This is a genomic window from Desulfobaccales bacterium (assembly GCA_041648175.1).
Classification (GTDB): Bacteria; Desulfobacterota; Desulfobaccia; order Desulfobaccales; family 0-14-0-80-60-11; genus 0-14-0-80-60-11.
In genome coordinates, this window is record JBAZPO010000013.1 from 17,378 (window position 1) to 35,416 (window position 18,039).

At 51.3% G+C, this 18,039-nt stretch carries 18 protein-coding genes and 1 pseudogene; 16 read left to right on the forward strand and 3 right to left on the reverse strand.

The features are described 5' to 3' along the window. The first annotated feature begins 5 nt into the window (after window positions 1-5). From nrfD to WC600_12540, 3 genes are all read left to right on the forward strand, one after another. Window positions 6-1,163 carry an NrfD/PsrC family molybdoenzyme membrane anchor subunit gene (gene nrfD / locus WC600_12530; protein ID MFA4903554.1) on the forward strand — a complete coding sequence of 386 codons (1,158 nt, stop codon included), beginning with the start codon at window positions 6-8 and terminating at the stop codon, window positions 1,161-1,163. A gap of 38 nt (window positions 1,164-1,201) precedes the next feature. After that, on the forward strand, window positions 1,202-1,390 hold the full coding sequence (locus WC600_12535; protein MFA4903555.1) for a ferredoxin: 189 nt from the start codon (window positions 1,202-1,204) through the stop codon (window positions 1,388-1,390). 155 nt (window positions 1,391-1,545) lie between these two features. Next, on the forward strand, window positions 1,546-1,734 hold the full coding sequence (locus WC600_12540) for a 4Fe-4S binding protein (protein MFA4903556.1): 189 nt from the start codon (window positions 1,546-1,548) through the stop codon (window positions 1,732-1,734). A 182-nt stretch (window positions 1,735-1,916) separates the two neighbouring features. Here the strand turns inward: WC600_12540 and WC600_12545 are convergent, their stop codons facing one another. From WC600_12545 to WC600_12555, 3 genes are all read right to left on the reverse strand, one after another. Further along, window positions 1,917-2,381: a universal stress protein gene (locus WC600_12545; protein ID MFA4903557.1), complete on the reverse strand. Its 465-nt coding sequence runs from the start codon at window positions 2,379-2,381 to the stop codon at window positions 1,917-1,919. Window positions 2,382-2,582: 201 nt separating this feature from the next. Next, window positions 2,583-4,367: a translational GTPase TypA gene (gene typA / locus WC600_12550; protein ID MFA4903558.1), complete on the reverse strand. Its 1,785-nt coding sequence runs from the start codon at window positions 4,365-4,367 to the stop codon at window positions 2,583-2,585. Window positions 4,368-4,836: 469 nt separating this feature from the next. Next, the gene (locus WC600_12555; protein MFA4903559.1) at window positions 4,837-5,511 is read right to left on the reverse strand and encodes an NAD(P)/FAD-dependent oxidoreductase; all 675 of its coding nucleotides are present in this window, start codon (window positions 5,509-5,511) and stop codon (window positions 4,837-4,839) included. A 676-nt stretch (window positions 5,512-6,187) separates the two neighbouring features. On the opposite strand from WC600_12555, the gene WC600_12560 reads away from it, so the two are divergent. The 13 genes and pseudogenes from WC600_12560 (at window position 6,188) to WC600_12620 (ending at window position 18,039) form a co-directional block, all read left to right on the forward strand. Continuing rightward, entirely contained in the window at window positions 6,188-7,192 is a 1,005-nt protein-coding gene (locus WC600_12560) for an O-antigen ligase family protein (protein ID MFA4903560.1), read from the forward strand. A 325-nt stretch (window positions 7,193-7,517) separates the two neighbouring features. Further along, a complete protein-coding gene (locus WC600_12565; GenBank protein ID MFA4903561.1) occupies window positions 7,518-8,459 on the forward strand; it encodes an NAD(P)-dependent oxidoreductase in 942 nt (313 codons plus the stop codon). Window positions 8,460-8,481: 22 nt separating this feature from the next. After that, entirely contained in the window at window positions 8,482-9,177 is a 696-nt protein-coding gene (locus WC600_12570) for a nucleotidyltransferase family protein (protein ID MFA4903562.1), read from the forward strand. A gap of 336 nt (window positions 9,178-9,513) precedes the next feature. Further along, the gene (locus WC600_12575) at window positions 9,514-10,341 is read left to right on the forward strand and encodes a hypothetical protein (GenBank protein MFA4903563.1); all 828 of its coding nucleotides are present in this window, start codon (window positions 9,514-9,516) and stop codon (window positions 10,339-10,341) included. A gap of 57 nt (window positions 10,342-10,398) precedes the next feature. Beyond that, window positions 10,399-11,328, forward strand: a complete 930-nt coding sequence (locus WC600_12580) for a thiamine pyrophosphate-dependent dehydrogenase E1 component subunit alpha (protein ID MFA4903564.1) — start codon at window positions 10,399-10,401, stop codon at window positions 11,326-11,328. A gap of 6 nt (window positions 11,329-11,334) precedes the next feature. Beyond that, the gene (locus WC600_12585; GenBank protein ID MFA4903565.1) at window positions 11,335-12,396 is read left to right on the forward strand and encodes an alpha-ketoacid dehydrogenase subunit beta; all 1,062 of its coding nucleotides are present in this window, start codon (window positions 11,335-11,337) and stop codon (window positions 12,394-12,396) included. 74 nt (window positions 12,397-12,470) lie between these two features. Next, window positions 12,471-13,685 (forward strand): DegT/DnrJ/EryC1/StrS family aminotransferase, encoded by a 1,215-nt coding sequence (locus tag WC600_12590; GenBank protein ID MFA4903566.1) that lies wholly within the window; start codon window positions 12,471-12,473, stop codon window positions 13,683-13,685. A gap of 8 nt (window positions 13,686-13,693) precedes the next feature. Then, window positions 13,694-13,807, forward strand: a pseudogene (locus WC600_12595) (IS4 family transposase). A 287-nt stretch (window positions 13,808-14,094) separates the two neighbouring features. Next, window positions 14,095-14,223 (forward strand): hypothetical protein, encoded by a 129-nt coding sequence (locus WC600_12600; GenBank protein ID MFA4903567.1) that lies wholly within the window; start codon window positions 14,095-14,097, stop codon window positions 14,221-14,223. Between the two features lie 39 nt (window positions 14,224-14,262). Beyond that, window positions 14,263-14,850, forward strand: a complete 588-nt coding sequence (locus WC600_12605; GenBank protein ID MFA4903568.1) for an NTP transferase domain-containing protein — start codon at window positions 14,263-14,265, stop codon at window positions 14,848-14,850. Further along, window positions 14,847-15,866 carry a Gfo/Idh/MocA family oxidoreductase gene (locus tag WC600_12610; protein MFA4903569.1) on the forward strand — a complete coding sequence of 340 codons (1,020 nt, stop codon included), beginning with the start codon at window positions 14,847-14,849 and terminating at the stop codon, window positions 15,864-15,866. Before WC600_12605 ends, WC600_12610 begins: the two co-directional genes overlap by 4 nt. Next, entirely contained in the window at window positions 15,863-17,023 is a 1,161-nt protein-coding gene (locus WC600_12615; protein MFA4903570.1) for a DegT/DnrJ/EryC1/StrS family aminotransferase, read from the forward strand. The genes WC600_12610 and WC600_12615 overlap by 4 nt, the downstream gene beginning before the upstream one ends. Continuing rightward, window positions 17,020-18,039, forward strand: a complete 1,020-nt coding sequence (locus WC600_12620; protein ID MFA4903571.1) for an NAD(P)-dependent oxidoreductase — start codon at window positions 17,020-17,022, stop codon at window positions 18,037-18,039. Before WC600_12615 ends, WC600_12620 begins: the two co-directional genes overlap by 4 nt.

An 18,039-nucleotide genomic window follows, 5' to 3' on the forward strand; every position in this document is an offset into this window, starting at 1 on the left:
AGGTCATGCTTGAAAAGGCTCTGATCGGTACGAAACGGTACTATGGATTGCTGGCGATCCTGGCGGGCATCTTCGCGCTGGGTTTTTTCTTCTATTTGAAGCAGTTACATGTAGGTTTGGGCATCACCGGTATGGGCCGGGACGTCTCCTGGGGGTTCTACATCTCCCAGTTCACCTACCTGGTCGGCGTGGCGGCCTCGGCAGTCATGGTGGTGTTGCCTTACTACCTCCACAATTACAAGGCCTTCGGCCGCGTGACCATCCTGGGTGAATTCCTGGCGGTGGCCGCAGTGTCCATGTGCGTCACGTTCGTCCTGGTTGACATGGGACGTCCAGACCGGGTCTTCAACGTCTTTAAGTACCCTACTCCCGGTTCGGTCATGTTTTGGGACATAATCGTCTTAAACGGTTATCTTGTCCTCAATATCCTGATCGGCTGGAACGTCCTGGAATGCGAGCGTCATTCGATCGCGCCGCCCAAATGGGTCAAGTTCCTGAGTTATGTGTCCATCCCCTGGGCTGTTTCCATTCACACGGTAACCGCCTTCCTATACGCTGGCCTGCCGGGACGGGGCTATTGGCTCACCGCCATCCTGGCGCCCCGCTTCCTCTCTTCGGCCTTTGCCGCAGGGCCGGCGCTGCTTATCCTGCTGTGCCTGCTGGTCCGCAAATACAGCAAGTTTGATCCCGGCAAAGAGCAGATTCAGTCGCTGGCCAAGGTCGTCACCTATGCCACCTTGATTAACGTGTTCTTCTTCTTCTGCGAAGTCTTTACGGTGTTCTACAGTCAGCTCCCCGACCATATGGCCCATTTCAAGTACCTGTTCGTCGGCCTCGACGGCAAAGGCCAACTGGTTCCGCTCATGTGGTTCTCCATCGTGGGTATGACCGTGGCAGCCTTATTCCTGGTCAACCCCAAGCTCCGGAAAAACGAGAGCACCCTGGCGGCGCTATGCGGCTTGGTGATCATCACCACCTGGCTCGACAAGGGGTTGGGGCTGATGACCGGTGGGTTCGTGCCCAATCCCATGGAGCACGTCACCGAGTACTGGCCCACCGCGCCCGAAGCCCTCATCGCCCTGGGCATTTGGGCCATGGGGTTCTTGATCCTTACCTTGCTTTACAAGGTAGCGGTTTCCATTAAAGAAGAAATCAAGGCATAGGGGTGCCTGACTTTTATGCTAAAGGGAGGTGAAACGTAATGGCCTGGCGTGTCGAAGTGGATACCGATAAGTGCACTGGCGATGAAGAGTGCGTCAACGTTTGTCCCGTAGGCGTGTTCGAGATGCAAGACGAGAAAGCCGTGCCGGTGAATGAAGATGAGTGCCTGGGTTGCGAGAGCTGCATAGAAGTCTGCCCCTCGGGTGCCATCACTATAACTGAAACCTAAGCCAATTTGGCAGACCCCAAGGCGTCGATCTGACCACCAGGTCGGCGTCTTGTTATGTTTGAAAAGACGTGTTGGAAAGGCGGACCTCAAGGGTCCGCCCTCAAATGGGCGCACATTTAGGTGTGTTGCTACCAGAAAATTGGGAGGGGAATCTCATGGGTTGGGAAGTTGAAATCGATGCCGATAAGTGCACCGGCGACGAAGAGTGCGTTAATATTTGCCCCGTGGGCGTGATCGAGATGCAAGGCGACAAAGCCGTGGCGGTTAATCTCGATGATTGTTTGGGTTGCGAGAGTTGTGTCGAGGCCTGCCCCTCGAGCGCCGTTACCGTGACTGAAACTTGAACTGATTATTTTGTGCCAATGAAAAACGCCGGCCTGACTGCAGACCGGCGTTTTTTGTTGGCGACTGACTGAAGGGTAGGGGGCTTCCCGCGGCCTCTCACTAAATGGACGTGGTTGCCTCGCGCTAAGGCTGGCTCACGGTGAGCTCTGACGGCTCTTAGTCTTAGTAAAGCCTGCCCGGACTACTTAGTATAGGGATTGACCAAGTGGACGGGCACCGGTGATTTGGCCAGCACCTTTTGGGCCACACTGCCGAAATCGGCGCTTTTCTGGTCCAGCTCGTCATGGCCGCGGCCATGGCTGGTCATGACCAGCATATCGGCTTTGGTGGCCTTGGCCGCCTTCAGGATCTCGGCGGCGGCGTCTCCTTGCACCAGCTTGACCTCGATATTGGGGCAGGCTTTCAATTCCTTTTCGCACACCGACTCCAATTGTTTTTTAGCCTGCTTCAATTCCCAATCCTGGAAATGGTGCACTTGCACCTCAGAAGGATCACCATAGGCCAGTAAATGCGACATTAAATCCACCCCTACATACAAGAGGATGACTTTGGCCTTATACCTGTCGGCGAGTGAGGACACATGCTTGGCGGCCTTGATCGAATTCTTGGACAAATCTGTGGGCCAGAGGATGGTGCGTACTTCCATCGAAGACCTCCCTATAAGAGCGTTTTTGGTTTTGCGTTTTTGGTTTTTGGTTAAAATAAAACAGAATTGCAATAAGTTTCATATTGAGCTTAATGCATTTTGAAGCGAACATTGGAAATAATATAAGCATAACATCCCAAATTTGGAAGGGTTTTTATAATTTTTCCCCGCTTTTTCCTGACCAAAAACCAAAAACCCAAACTAACCCAGCTGACGCTTCCGCAGGCGTATGGATTTAGGAGTAACCTCCACCAGCTCATCGTCGTTGATGAATTCCATGGCCTGCTCCAGGGTGAACTGGCGAGACGGCACCAGGCGCAGGGCCTCGTCAGTGTTCGCGGCCCGGATGTTGGTCTGTTTCTTCTCTTTGGTGATGTTCACCACCATGTCATCCGGCCTGGTATTTTCGCCTACAATCAACCCCCGGTACGCCGGGTCGCCCGGCTTCACGAAAATGGTGCCCCGGGGCTGCAAGTGGAAAATGGCATAGGCCACGGCCTTACCCGGCCGATCGGATACGAGGACACCGTTGATCCGTCCGACGATTTCTCCCACATAGGGGGTGGTACCCACGAGAAGAGCGTTCAACAGTCCCGTCCCCCGAGTATCGTTTAAGAACTGCCCGCGAAAGCCAATGAGGCCCCGGGAGGGGATTTCAAATTCCAGGCGGACCCGGCCGGAGCCATGATTGACCATCTTGGTCAGCCGGCCCCGGCGGGCGCTCAACTTTTCCGTGACAATCCCCACGAACTCCTCGGGAATATCCACTACCGCCAATTCCAGGGGCTCCACAACTTTGCCGTCGATCTCCTGGGTGACGACCTTGGGCTTGGACAGCGACAGTTCAAAGCCTTCCCGGCGCATCATTTCGATGAGCACTGCCAGTTGCAGCTCTCCCCGGGCGCTAACTTTGAAGGCATCCCGGGTTGCCGCCGGCTCCACCCGAATGCTGACGTTATAGAGCACTTCCTTGTCCAGGCGCTCCTTGATGTGCCGGGAGGTTAAGTGGCGGCCTTCTTTGCCGCCCAAGGGTGAAGTATTCACCGAGAAAACCATGGAGATGGTGGGCTCTTCCACGGTGATCACGGGGAGGGCCCGCGGGTCAATGGGGTCACCCAGGGTATCTCCGATGAAGGCCTCGGGGACCCCGGCCAATGCGGCGAGATCCCCGGCTTCGAGGAGTTCTCGAGAGGTGCGTTCCAGGCCATCAAAGCTATACAACTGGCTGAGATTGGCCTTGCCGACCATCCGGCCCTGTTTGAGCAGCGCCACTTCCTGGCCATGGCGCAGCGCCCCATTGACGATTTTCCCCACCGCGATGAGGCCAACGTAGTCGCTGTAATCCAGGTTGGTGACCAGAAACTGCAGGGGCGCTTCCGGGTCATAGGTGGGGGCCGGGATGCCCTTCAGGATCGTTTCAAACAGGGGGACCAGGTCCAGGCCCTGGCCGTCGGGTTCGGTGAGGGCGATCCCGGCCTTGGCGTTGGTGTAGACCACGGGGAATTCCAACTGCTCTTCGGTGGCATCCAAATCGATGAACAGATCATAAACTTCGTTCAGGACTTCCTGGATGCGGCGGTCGGGCCGGTCAATTTTATTGATGACCACGATGGCAGGCAACCCCTGCTCCAGGGCCTTGCCCAGGACGAACCGGGTCTGGGGCAGGGGCCCTTCGGTGGCGTCCACCAGGAGCAGGACGCCGTCCACCATGTTCAGGGTGCGCTCCACCTCGCCGCCGAAATCCGCGTGCCCCGGCGTATCCACGATGTTGATCTTGACGCCCTTATAGATAATGGCCATGTTTTTGGCCATGATGGTGATACCCTTTTCCCGCTCCAGGTCCATGCTGTCCATGACCCGTTCCACCACCTGCTCATTTTCCCTAAAAATGCCGCTCTGCCAGAGCATGGCATCCGCCAGGGTGGTTTTGCCATGATCCACGTGGGCAATGATGGCCAGGTTGCGTAAGTCTTCCCGTACACTCATAAACTCTCCGATAATTCCACCAAGACTAAGGGCACGGCAAACCGTGCCATAAAATATAGAGCGGGCCGTGCCGCCTTGTAGGACGCGTCCTACGCACCACAGAAAAGCACCGGCGGGACGCCTGTGCTACCGATTATCAAGAATTTTTCACAAGAGATGACAGCGTTCCGGGCCGGACATTATTCCCCATCCGGTGGCTCTGGGCTGGCTGTGGTCCGCGGCAAATTCCCGTCAATAATCTTTTCAATCTTTTATTATAAACCTGAATCTCCGTATTCACAAGATGCTTTTTGGAGGAGCAGGTCCTAAGCTGGCCAACCACAGCTGGGAAAAGGGGGAATACATACCACCAAGTTGCGCAAAATAAGGACACCGGGATTGTTGCCCGGTGTCCTTATAGAAATCTGGAGTAGTCCTTAACAGCCTTCGGATCGAGGCATGAGATGCACTTCGGTGATCGAAATTTAGCTCATTCCGCCGGCAGGCCTATTTCCGTCTTGAACGTGCCCAGGCCGATTTCATCAATGATCTTGCCCAGGCGCTTTTTCTTGCCGGCTTTTTCGAACCACTCCAACACCCGCTCAGCCAGGGAGAGCGCCTCCGCATCCGTCAGGTCTATGGCAATGACATCCGCCAGGCGGGGTTTCAGCCCCGAGGCGAACCCGCCGGCCAGCATCCGCCAACCCTTGGGCGCGCCCACCAGCCCCAAATCCTTGATAACGGATTCAGAACAATTGTTGGGGCATCCCGAGACTCCGATCTTGAACTTATACGGCAAGGGCATGCCGTGATACTTTTTGTCGAGGTGCAGCCCCACCCCCACCGCGTCTTGCTGGCCAAACCGGCAGAAGGTGGTGCCAGGACAGATCTTGATGGAACGCACGCACAGTCCGATGGCCGCGCCGGGCACCAGGCCCAACTCCTGCCACACCTGGTCCAGGTCTTCGGGCTTGAGCCCCACCAGGGCGAACCGTTCAGCCGAGGTCAGTTTGATCACCTTGACGCCATATTTATCCGCCACGTCGGCCAACCGGCGCAACAGGTTAAAATCGGTGATAATCCCGCCGGGAATATGAGGCGCAACAGCATAGGTTTCTTTATCGCGCTGCACAATGGCGCCCTTTTCCAGAATATCTTCAGCCATGAATTTCCTCCTGTCAGAAATAAAAAATATCAGGTAATATTAATTCTTGGCGATTATATACTTAACAAATGCATTTCCCCAGAATATATATAGGAAATTACATAATTAAATTAAAAAAGTTCGCCCGCGCAAGATAGATATATAATGCAAGTTACTTTAATGTAAAGGGTTAAAATCTTGAGCGAAGCATTTACAGACCCCAAATTCCATGACGAGAATGCCGCCCGTCGTGCCGGACAGTAGTGGTCTCGGGATAAGGTTAAGCATCTGATGCGAGATTGTGTGACAATGGGCCATAGTCCGAATTCTCTTTTCTATTTAATAACTGATACGCAAACTCATTTTAAGCAAGTCCATGGATCTAATGGACTTTTCTTAATCAGTTAGCCGGACAGTACTGTTTCATATGAAATATTTTTCGTATATCGGTAAATTATCTTTACTTAATCGACTTGCCTTTTATTCTCTGTTGGGGTCTAGCGCCTTTACTATCATCTTATGGTCTCCAAATATTTTAGGGAAGCACCTTGGTCACTGGACAAAGGTCTATATCCACATATTCCCTTTGGTTATAGTGTTTTTGGCTTACTCCTGGCAAGTAGTGACGAGCAGAAAACATCGTTTGGTAATAATATTAATGGTCTCGATAATTATTTTGGGAATAGTTAATGTTGTGTTGAGCGATGAAGTCTCTAGGTCGATTCCGGAAATGCGAATCTTCTTGGTTACCGGTATCTTTGGATTATGGCCTTCAATGTTTTTGATAAACACCGGCCACCGGCGCCAAGTGTTCGACTGGTTCTGTTGTGGGTGCCTGGCCATTATCGTGCCGGTGGAAATTATCTTCTGGTTGATTGGGAACTATTATAGTTCGTTTCAGATCTTTACGTTGCATCCGATCCCCTTAGGAACTCTTATAATCCTGCTGTCACCCGGCCCCATTCACCTGCTCGTATCAAAAAGTTTCAAAGTGAATCTGTTCAGCTTGTTATTGGTCTCCTCAAGCCTCATGCTGATTTTTGTTACCCACAAGCGCAGCACCTGGATTGCACTGACCGTCATGTTAGTGCTGGCGATAGTTTTCCTGACTCGCCGCCGCCGCTGCCTTCTGGCAACCCTACTGGTGGTTGCGGCCCTGATCCTATCTGTTCAAGCCAAGCGTTTTTATGACCGCCTCGACCCCAGCGTCAATCGTTATGCCAGCGTCCTGCAACGCGTGGAGCTCTATAACTTTGCCCTGCACATTTGGGAAACCCACCCGCTTATGGGTATCGGCTTACGCCCTTTAACTCATGCCAGGTACTTAAAAGATTACCATCAATATAATAAGAATCTTATAGATTTTAGTCAAAGTGTCGCAAAGCTCCAAACCTTAGACAATATGGTGCTTACTGCCATCGTAGAACTGGGCAGCTTGATGACCTTAGCATACTTGGGACTGGTCATCGTTATCATGGTAAGATATGGTCGAGCCTTGTGGTCCACTCCGGCAACCAGCTTCACGGATTGGTACCGGATGCTTGTCCTGGTCGGCCTAGCCATCCATTCCATGAGCTACGACTCCCTCCTCTTCCCTCCGGTTAATTGGATTTTTCACATCCAGCTGGGGATCATGGCCGGCTACCAGACCGCCGAGAAGGCCCTTGGCTCAGAGGCTGGTTTGCGCCATGTTATTACCTGATATTATTCAGGCCATTTAACTGTCCTTGCAAATGCGGGCTTCAAGCCCTAGCGACTGTTCGGGGGGTAACGCCAGGGCGGCGTGGCGGCCCAGCTTCGCACGGTCTCGGGCGACCTGGGTTCTGAAGGGTGGGTGGTATGTCCAAGCTTTTGGGAGAATTACTTTTTTAACAATTTGTGTTATTATGCTGTCGGCGAGAGGATTTGGCGTCAAGAGAAGGAACTTTTGGGGGTTTTCCCCTGGGCAAAGAGGTCCCCAGAACCATTTTATTCTGCGGTGGCCGCGGTTGCCGCATAATCTGGGTTAAAACTCAAGGAATCATTTCATGGCTGCATATAAGGTGTTGGTCACAGGCGGCGCAGGGTATATTGGTTCTACACTGGTTCCTGCCTTATTGAATCAGGGGCATTCGGTAACGGTCCTGGATGCACTCATTTTTAATCAGACTCCTCTGTTGGAATGCTGCAGCAACCCAAAATTCGAGTTTATCCGGGGAGATATCTGTGAGGCAGCCCTAATAGAGAAGCTTATGGCCCGATCGGATATTATTATTCCATTAGCAGCTATTGTCGGTGCTCCCGCATGCAAGAAAAGCCCCACCCATTCCAACTTGGTGAACTATCATGCCAACATGAATATCGTCAAGAAAGTTTCCAAAGACCAGCGGGTGGTATTTCCCACAACCAACAGTGGCTACGGTATAGGCGAGAAGGATGCTTTTTGCACTGAGGAGTCTCCTTTAAGACCTGTTTCTGAATACGGAAGGGACAAAGTAGAAGTAGAGCGGGCTTTTTTGGACAGGGGGAATGCCGTTACTTTTCGGCTTGCCACGGTCTTTGGCATTAGTCCTCGTATGCGGATGGATTTGCTGGTCAATGACTTTACTTATAGAGCTTATAAAGATCGCGCGATTATTCTTTTTGAAGAAAATTTCCGACGTAACTTTATTCATATTTCCGACGTGGCGAGAGCCTTCATTTTTGCCATTGACAACTTCCAGAGTATGCAAGGTGAACCTTTTAACGTTGGTTTGAGTTCCGCTAACCTCACCAAAAAACAATTATGTGAGAAAATTAAGGAACATGTACCCGAATTTTATATTTACTGCGCTCCCATTGGGGAAGATCCGGACAAACGGGATTACCTCGTCAGCAATGATAAAATTGAAGCGCTGGGATGGCTCCCGGTTCATACTTTGGATGACGGTATCAAAGAGTTGCTGAAAGGTTTTCAGATTCTCAATCCCCAGCGCTTTGTCAATGTCTGAGAAATTACCTGGATTGGAATCCATGGCTGCCGTAGTGCTGGCAGGGGGATTGGGAACACGTCTCCGCCCGGTCGTCATGGATCGCCCCAAGGTTTTGGCTGAAGTGGGTGGCCGCCCTTTTCTGGCTTACATTTTAGATCAACTGGACCAAACCGGAATGCGTGAGGTGGTGCTGTGCACCGGTTATATGGCTGAGTCCATTTGGAGAGCCTTTGGTGATAGATTTAGGTCTTTGACGCTCAAGTATTCTGAGGAAATTCAACCGCTCGGAACCGGCGGTGCTTTACGGCAGGCATTGCCATACTGTTTTTCTGATTCGATTTTGGTTCTGAATGGCGATTCGTTTATCAATGCCGATTTAGGTGGCTATTGTGAATGGTTTTATGAAAACGATTTGGAAACGGCAATACTTCTCACCATGGTCCCCGATGCTAGTCGCTTTGGGAGAGTGACGGTTAGGGAAGATGGCCTGATTATGCGCTTTGAAGAAAAATCGGGACATCACGATGCTGGACTGATCAATGCTGGGGTTTATATTCTAAAAAAGGATGTGGTGTTATCCATTCCGGAAGGTAGGCGCTTTTCCTTGGAACGGCAACTTTTTCCAAAGTTGACGGGGAAAAGCCTTTATGGATACTTAACTATGGGCAGTTTTATTGACATAGGTACACCGGAATCATATTTATCGGCAGAGGAATTTTTTAAAATAGCAAGATAATTGGCTGGACAAAAGGGAAGTTTGGGGCCAACAAAACGTAACAGGGAATATAGAAGGTCTAACGATGCTTAAGATCAGTTATACTGAAAGGTATGCAAATTAATGATTATCACTAGGACACCCTTTAGAATCTCGTTTTTCGGCGGAGGAACAGATTACCCTTCCTGGTACCTCAAGAATGGTGGAAATGTTCTAGCTACTTCAATCAATAAATACTGTTACATAAGCTGCCGCTACCTGCCTCCTTTTTTTGAACATCGGACTCGCGTAGTCTACTCCAAAATAGAGAATTGTGGGAATCTCGAAGAGATCCAGCATCCGGCGGTACGGGAAACCATGCGCTTTTTGGAAATTGACCGGGGGTTGGAAGTCCATCATGATGGAGACTTGCCCGCCAGGAGCGGTATGGGGTCAAGCTCATGTTTTACGGTGGGCCTTTTGCATGCTCTCTATGCCCTGAGCGGAGTTATGGTCAGCAAGCATCAGTTGGCCAAGGAGAGTATCCATATTGAGCAGAACCTGATTAAAGAAACAGTTGGCTCCCAGGACCAGGTAATGGCCGCTTACGGCGGTCTGAATCATATTATCTTCAACACCACCGGCGAGATTACCATCAGACCTATAATCCTTACCAAAGAGCGCTTGGTAGAACTTTCCTCTCACTTAATGCTTTTCTATACCGGCATCAAACGCACGGCCTCGGATATCGCCAAGACTTATGTGACAGATATCGAAAGCAAAGGGGAAAATCTCTGTATCATGAATGAGTTGGTCCAGGAGGCCCTCTCGGTTTTAAGTGGCAACCGGTGTATCTGCAACTTTGGAGAGTTACTCCATAAGACGTGGATGCTAAAGAAGAAATTGAGCCCTCAAATCTCCAATGGCCATGTTGATCAGCTTTATGAGCGGGCTCGGTCGGATGGAGCCATTGGGGGCAAGATCACCGGGGCTGGCGGTGGTGGATTCTTACTGCTTTTCGTCCCTCTTTCGGCGCAAGCACGGGTAAGGAAGGCCTTGAAGGAATTGATTTATGTTCCATTTGCCTTTGAATCCTCAGGCAGTCAAGTTATCTTCTACGAACCAAGCAAAGAGGATTATGCCGCTTTAGATCGAGACCGTGCTACTAATCCAATTACTCCTTTCAGGGAACTCATCCCACAATAGTCAAAGGCAAATTCCTTGGATTTGAATAGCGAATTATTACGACGCTTGTATTATGAGATGTTGCGAATCCGCCTGCTTCAGCTCCGGATAGAATCGCACTATCTGGAAAACGAGATGAGAACCCCCATTCACCTGTACATTGGTCAGGAGGCCGTGGCAGTGGGAGTATGCGCCAACTTGAGCCGAGAGGACTATATCAACAGTTCTCATCGCAGCCATGGGCACTATCTGGCCAAGGGTGGAAACCTTAAGGCCCTGGTGGCCGAACTTTACTGCAAGGAGACCGGCTGTTCCAAAGGGCGCGGGGGATCCATGCACCTGGTGGACGTCTCCGTGGGGCATTATGGGAGTTCCTCCATCGTCGGCGGCGGTATTCCTATCGGCACAGGGATGGGGCTATCTATTAAGATGAAAAAACGGACCAGCGTGAGTGTCATTTTCTTTGGTGACGGGGCGGCAGATGAAGGCGTCTTTTATGAGAGTGTCAATTTTGCCATCCTGAAGAAGCTGCCGGTATTTTTTGTATTAGAAAACAACCACTATTCTGTCTGTTCCCACGTTTCATCCCGTCAGGCCGGTGACAATCCTTTCCATGCTATGCCGGAGGCATCACTGCTAACCGGGAAGGTAGACGGTAACGATGTCGTGGAGGTTTATCGAACCGCCGGGGAAGCAGTGCAGCGCGCCCGGAATGGCCTGGGTCCATCCTTCATAGAATATCAAACTTATCGATTGCGCGGTCATGCCGGAGTCCCGTCCCAAGATGCCCAAGGATATCGGACTTGTGAAGAAGTTGAAAAATGGGAAGCCCGTTGTCCCATCAAGTCCATGCAACAAAAGCTTCTCGATACCGGAGTAATCTCTCCTGCCGAAATTGACGCGATGAAGAAAAGGATTGAGGATGAACTGGATGACGCCTTTTCTGCCGCCAGGAAAGACCGGCTTCCCCCAAAGGAAGACCTGCATCATTATCTTTTCTGTGAGTAAACAATAGTGCCTTGGTCCAAGATAAAATATGACATAGGCGAACCTGACCAATTCAGTCAGTGTCGCCAAGAACATCGGATTCTCAGCTATGTGGAAGCCGTGCGGGAAGGGTTATTTCAGGCCTTAAGCGCTGACCCTAACGTGTTTGTTATGGGGCAAGATGTAGACGCTCCCGGCGGCATGTTCGGCATTACTCGTGGTCTCCACGCAGAGTTTGGCGGGGAGCGGGTATTTGACACGCCCTTGGCGGAGAATGCCTTAACAGGGGTGGCGGTAGGTGCGGCGATTGCTGGTATGCGGCCGGTCTATTTACACAACCGGCCAGATTTTTTGTTGCTGGCAATGGATCAACTGGTCAACCATGCGGCAAAATGGTCCTATATGTTCGGGGGCGCGGTAAATGTCCCATTGGTGATCTGGACCTGCATAGGTCGGGGATGGGGATCTGCGGCTCAACACTCCCAGGCTTTGCAGGGGCTGTTCATGCATGTTCCGGGTCTAAAATTAATTATGCCCAGCACCTGTTATGACGCCAAGGGCCTGCTCCTGGCGGCCATCGCCGATCCCAATCCGGTCCTCATCATGGAGCACCGGCTGAATTTTAGACAAAAAGGCAAAGTCCCCCCAGAAATTTACCAGGTGCCCATAGGTAAAGGAGTGGTTAGGAGAAATGGCCGGGATGTCACCGTGGTGGCCACCTCTCATCAAGTTTTGGAAGTTTTTAACATTGCCCAGGAGCTGACAGAGGAGGGAATCGAGGTGGAAATAATCGACCCTATGACGCTTCGTCCCCTGGACAAGGATATCATCCTCAACTCCGTGGCCAAAACTGGGCGTTTAGTCATAGTTGACACGGGCTGGAAAACGGCAGGGGTTGGTGCCGAGATCGGGGCCATGGTTGCTGAAGAAGCTTTCCCATATCTTAAGGCGCCCCTTAAGCGAGTTGCGACCCCTGATTTGCCAACCCCGGCGGGATTTACCCTGGAGCAGGCTTTCTATACCACCGCGGAAGATATTAAGGAAGCCATCTGCGCTGTGGTTGATTATCATCCACGGGTTGCAAGGTAAATAATCGTTCCAGGAAGGTAACCCGGAACCTGGCTGCATTGCCGCATGGTTCCGCCTAGTAAGGAATACTATCCATGGCCAAGAAGATTAAAGTTCCTTTCGGCACCATCTCGATACCAGAAAAGTCCAAGGAGCTGATTCTCCAGACTTTGGGAGCCAAGCGCATCTCCAGCGGCAAATATGTCCGGGAATTTGAGGAGAAGTTTGCCAAGCTGCTGGGGGTTGAAGAGGCGGTGGCCGTGAGCAGCGGGACCGACGCCGATATCCTGGCTTTGGCTGTACTCCATGACTTCGGGGCGCAACGGGATGACGAAGTTATTATCCCGGCACTCAGCTTTGTCGCCACCGGCAACGCCGTGGTGCATGCGAGATTCAAGCCGGTGTTCGTGGATATTCGGCGGGACACCTTAAATATTGACCCAGATTTAATTGAAGCCGCCATTACTGACAAGACCAAGGCGATAATGCCGGTGCATCTCATGGGCAAACCGGCGGATATGGATAAAATCAATGCCATCGCCAAGAAGCATGGGCTTTTTGTTGTTGAGGATGCAGCAGAAGCGCACGGGGCTTTATATAAAGGAAAACCCGTGGGCACGCTGTCTGACATGGCTGCCTTCAGTACTTATATAGCCCACATTATCACCACGGGAGAAGGGGGCATTGTCGTTACACATCGTGAAGACTTTGCCGAAATTCTGCGCTCGCTTCGTTCCCACGGCCGGGCTTGCAAATGTAAACAATGTACGATCAATCTTGCCTCAAAGTACTGTTCCAAACGTTTCGAAGGCAATGGTGGTGAAGATATTCGCTTTATTTTCGAAAGAATCGGTTACTCCTGCAAGATGAATGAGCTTGAAGCGGCCATCGGGATCGGGAACATTGACCTTTATTATGAAATCTTGGAGAAGCGCCGGCAGAACCTGCTCTATGTGCTCAATAGATTTGAACAGTTCAGCCCGTATCTCTTTACAATCAAAGAGGAACCCCACGAACAAATAGGACCCCATGCCATACCAATAATCTTGCAGAGAGAAGCACCGTTTACCCGAGCTCAGTTAACTGAGCACCTCGAAAAAAATGGTATCGAAACGAGAACGTTATTTACGTCGATGCCTACCCAATGTCCGGGATTCAATTATTTGGGCTATCAATTGGGGCAGTTTCCAAACGCCGAATATATGGGTAAAAATGGCATACACATCGGAGTTCACCAAGATTTAGGCCTGCCAGAAATGGAATATGTTTTGGAGCAAATAAGGTTATTTTTAGAAAAACATTTAAAATGATCTTTTTGCAGAATGAACTTTTTTGCAAGATCAAGTCAAACCTGAAAATCAAGGCCTTTTACGGCACCTCCAAGAATGCCGGGCTCATCCAAATCTGGACCGCTCTGATCGCTTGCCTGCTCCTGGTTTGGCTCAGGTTCAAGAGCAAAGCGGGCTGGGGGCTCCTGGAACTACCCGCCTGGCCCAAACCATGCTTCTGGAGCGCCTGGACCGGTGAGCGATGCTTGGTCTCCGGGATCCAGATGACTGATAATCTTTACTATTCAATAAGCGTGCTGGACAGCAGTGACACCCTATAATAATTTAATACAAGGCAGGTTTTTCATTTATATTGACAGCGAGGAGAACTCATTGATAAAATTAATCAAGCCTAAGGGCTTACGTGGGTTCACTAAAGAGCAATTTACTTATGTTACCAACGCCCTCGGAAGAATTGCCTAACCTGCCCTGGTATATAATCCACACCCACAGCCGTTACGAAGTCATGGTCGAAGCAGGCCAGCCAGTCTTTCCTTATTCAATAGGCAAAGAAGCCTAAGATAGTAACTCTATGATTCGCGCCTACATTCAAGCCCGCATGAGTTCCGAGAGATTTCCAGGAAAAGTTCTGGCTCCACTGGGAGGCAAGCCGATAATTGCCAGGGTTATAGCTCGAGTAACCCAGGTAATCCCCTCGGAGATGGTGGTGGTGGCCACCAGCCAGGAAGAGTCAGACGATCCACTGGCGTACTACCTAAGGGGAAATGGCATTCAGGTTTTTCGGGGGCCACTTGACAATGTATTTTCCAGGTTTCAGCTGTGCTTGAGGGAATTTCCTTGCACATGGTTTTTCCGGATTTGTGCCGACAGCCCGTTCCTGGACAGCTCCTTGATGCAGAAGATTATGAACTATTGCGACCGAACACAGGTGGATCTGGTGACCAATGTCTTCCCGAGAACATTTCCGCCGGGGAGGAGCCTGGAAATGGTGAATTCGAAACCTTTCGCAGCCATTGACTCCGCTAATCTGACTAAGGAGGAACAGGAGCACCTGACTCAGGTTTATTATAATCATTCCGACAGATTTAAGATAATCAACCTCGAATCCGGCAACCCGGCCCTGGCTAAAGAAAGTTTCAGCGTGGATACCATTGAGGACCTGAAACGTTTGGAAAGAGTTTTATGACTCCAAGGCAAGGGAAAATCGGGGTTGCCGTAGTTGGACTGGGGATCGGTGAGCAGCATGCCAGGGCTTATCTCAGGACTGGCAGGTGTGAACTTCGCTGGCTTTATGACCTGGACTTGAAAAAAGCCAGGCGCTTGACAGGCGAATTTGAGAGAGGTAAGGTTGCAGAAGATTACGGAGCCATTCTCCAGGACCCGGAAGTTCAGATTGTCTCCATAGCTTCCTATGATGATGCGCATTTTGAGCAAGTGGTCGAGGCCTTGAAGGTCGGCAAAAGTGTTTTTGTGGAAAAACCCTTGTGCTGCACAGTTGAGGAGTTGCGGATAATTAAGCGGGCCTGGGCGAAGCAGCATGGAAAAGCAAAATTATATTCCAATTTGGTTCTACGAGCCGCCCCCGTCTACCGATACTTGAAGCAACTGATCGAAGCCGGTGAATTGGGGAAGATTTACTCTCTTGATGCAGATTACCTTTACGGCAGATTGGATAAAATTACTCATGGCTGGCGCAAAGATGTAGTGGATTATTCGGTGATACTGGGTGGAGGAGTGCACCTGGTGGATCTTATGTTGTGGCTTACCGGAGAAAGGCCAGTTAAGGTTTTAGCCCTTGGCAATCGAATCTGCAGCCAGGGGACCGACTTTCGTTATATGGACAACGTTGAAGCTATGTTACAGGCCGGCAACGGTATGATCGGGCGAATCACCGCCAACTTCGGCTGTGTTCACCCGCATCAACATGTGATACGGGTATTTGGGACCAAAGGGACTTTTATTTACGATGACCAGGGACCCAGGCTGCAGATGAGCCGCGACCCTGGGAGCCCCGCTAAGGTCATGGGTTTGGCGACCCTACCCGCTACCAAGGGAGATCTGATTCCCAATTTCGTAAAATCGGTAATGCTGGATGAAAACATGGAGGCCGAGACACAACATGAATTTGATGTAATAAGCGTTTGTGCGGCCATTACCCAAGCGCTAATGTCTGGGGAGGCCTTAAAGGTTGAATATGTATGACACAGTATCGTAGCATTCCATTTGGACGCCCGTGGATCACCGACGAAGAGCGCAGTGCCGTAATGGAAGTACTTCACGGCCACATCCTAACCCATGGCCCCCAGTGCAAGGCTTTTGAAACCCAGTTCGCGGCCTTCGTGGGAGATGGGGCCCATTGTGTAACGGTCAGTTCCGGGATGGCAGCTCTACACCTGGCCTATCTCCACTTTGGCATCGGGGATGGAGACGAAGTGATCGTGCCAGCGCAAACCCACGTGGCCACGGTGCATGCGGTGGAGTGGGTAGGCGCCAGGCCGGTTTTTGTGGATTGCGACCCGAATACGGGAAATCTGACGGCAGAGGATATTGCCGCGGCGGTCACCCGGCGCACCAAGGCAATATCGGTGGTGCATTTTCTTGGAATCCCCTGTGCCATGCCGGAGATTATGGAGGTAGCCCGGCGACATGGTCTGAAGGTAGTCGAAGACTGTGCTCTGGCGGTGGGAGCGCATTATCAGGGCAGGCATGTGGGCCTGTTTGGGGATGTCGGCTGTTTTTCTTTCTACCCGGCCAAGCACATAACTACCGGTGAAGGGGGAATGTTTATCACCCGCCACGAAGAGGTCGCCCAGGGAGTGGCAAAACTGCGGGCCTTCGGAGTGGATCGGAGTTACGCCGAGCGGACTATCCCGGGGATTTATGATGTGCCCGTCCTCGGTCTTAATTATCGCATGAGCGAAATGCAAGCGGCTCTGGGTCGGGTGCAGTTGGGTCGGGTGCAGGAAATCCTGGATCGGCGCCGAGCTAATTTCGACTCCTTGAAACGCGGCTTGTTCGGGGTTGACGGACTCACCGTCCTGGATTGCCATTCTGCCGAGTCTCAGAACAGCCATTATTGTTTGAGCCTGGTTTTGGACCGGGCTGACCGGGAACAGCGGGATGCGGCGGTCACCCGCCTCAATGCCGCTGGGATTGGCACCAGCATCTATTACCCCCATCCGGTGCCCCGGCTGGCTTATTACCGGAACAAGTATGGGTATGACCTCAGCCACTTCCCTCAGGCGACGCGGATCAGCGATCAAGCCATAGCGTTACCGGTGGGGCCGCATATAGACGAGGCCGATGTGGCATATATCGTAGAGCAGGTCCACATGGCCCTGAAAGGAACAATCGCATGATCGATCAGTTACAGGACCGTAAGATTGCCCTGATTGGCGGGGCAGGATTCATCGGGCACAATCTGGCCCTGACCCTGAAACAATACGGGGCTCAGGTATCGGTGATTGACGGCCTGAATGTCAATAACTTTCTCTGGGTTCATTCTAACGGCACGGTGGCGGAAAACCGGGATTTGTACTTGCAAATCCTCAATCAGCGCATGGAGTTATTAAGGGCTGCCGGTATCCAGGTTTTTATTCAGGACGCTCGGAATTATTTTAAACTTTCCAATATCCTGAATCAGATCAAGCCGGAGGTTATAGTCCACTTGGCGGCTATTGCCCACGCCAAACGCTCCAACAAAGATCCCTTTAGTACCTTTGATCATAACTTACGGACTTTGGAAAACGCCCTGGACTTCGCCCAGACCGTCGTAAAGCATTTCATCTTCTTTTCCTCCAGTATGGTATACGGGAATTTTCTGACGCCGAAAGTGGATGAGGAACACCCCCTCAACCCCATCGGCATTTACGGGGCCTTGAAATTATCCGGAGAAAAACTAGTCATCGCCTATCAACAGGTATTCGGCCTGCCCTATACCATCATTCGCCCTTCAGCCCTGTATGGCCCCAGGTGTATCAGCCGCCGGGTCATCCAAATCTTCATCGAGAATGCCTTGAGGGGCAGAAAATTGCGGATCGACGGGGACGGCAGTGAGAAGCTTGACTTTACCTATATTGATGATCTGGTGGACGGTGTTTGCCGGGCGATTGCCAACCCAGCCTCCAAGAACCAGGTATTCAATATGACCAATGGCAACGCCCGCTCTATCCTGGAAATGGCGACGACTATCAAGGAGTACTTTCCCGAGGTGGAGACGGAATATGTGGAGCGCGACGGGCTAATGCCGTTTCGCGGCACGATGAGTATCGATAAGGCCGTGAACCTGTTGGGTTATGCGCCGCAAAACCCCTTAGAAGTGGGAATGAAAAAATATATCGGGTGGTATCGCAACCTGCGGATAGACGCGCCCTGA

Bases quoted from the DNA above. Each gene is read 5' to 3' on its own strand.
- nrfD (MFA4903554.1), top strand. From the start codon at position 6: ATGCTTGAAAAGGCTCTGATCGGTACGAAACGGTACTATGGATTGCTG.
- WC600_12535 (MFA4903555.1), top strand. From the start codon at position 1,202: ATGGCCTGGCGTGTCGAAGTGGATACCGATAAGTGCACTGGCGATGAA.
- WC600_12540 (MFA4903556.1), top strand. From the start codon at position 1,546: ATGGGTTGGGAAGTTGAAATCGATGCCGATAAGTGCACCGGCGACGAA.
- WC600_12545 (MFA4903557.1), bottom strand. From the start codon at position 2,381: ATGGAAGTACGCACCATCCTCTGGCCCACAGATTTGTCCAAGAATTCG.
- typA (MFA4903558.1), bottom strand. From the start codon at position 4,367: ATGAGTGTACGGGAAGACTTACGCAACCTGGCCATCATTGCCCACGTG.
- WC600_12555 (MFA4903559.1), bottom strand. From the start codon at position 5,511: ATGGCTGAAGATATTCTGGAAAAGGGCGCCATTGTGCAGCGCGATAAA.
- WC600_12565 (MFA4903561.1), top strand. From the start codon at position 7,518: ATGGCTGCATATAAGGTGTTGGTCACAGGCGGCGCAGGGTATATTGGT.
- WC600_12570 (MFA4903562.1), top strand. From the start codon at position 8,482: ATGGCTGCCGTAGTGCTGGCAGGGGGATTGGGAACACGTCTCCGCCCG.
- WC600_12575 (MFA4903563.1), top strand. From the start codon at position 9,514: ATGCGCTTTTTGGAAATTGACCGGGGGTTGGAAGTCCATCATGATGGA.
- WC600_12580 (MFA4903564.1), top strand. From the start codon at position 10,399: ATGTTGCGAATCCGCCTGCTTCAGCTCCGGATAGAATCGCACTATCTG.
- WC600_12590 (MFA4903566.1), top strand. From the start codon at position 12,471: ATGGCCAAGAAGATTAAAGTTCCTTTCGGCACCATCTCGATACCAGAA.
- WC600_12600 (MFA4903567.1), top strand. From the start codon at position 14,095: ATGTTACCAACGCCCTCGGAAGAATTGCCTAACCTGCCCTGGTATATA.
- WC600_12605 (MFA4903568.1), top strand. From the start codon at position 14,263: ATGAGTTCCGAGAGATTTCCAGGAAAAGTTCTGGCTCCACTGGGAGGC.
- WC600_12610 (MFA4903569.1), top strand. From the start codon at position 14,847: ATGACTCCAAGGCAAGGGAAAATCGGGGTTGCCGTAGTTGGACTGGGG.
- WC600_12615 (MFA4903570.1), top strand. From the start codon at position 15,863: ATGACACAGTATCGTAGCATTCCATTTGGACGCCCGTGGATCACCGAC.
- WC600_12620 (MFA4903571.1), top strand. From the start codon at position 17,020: ATGATCGATCAGTTACAGGACCGTAAGATTGCCCTGATTGGCGGGGCA.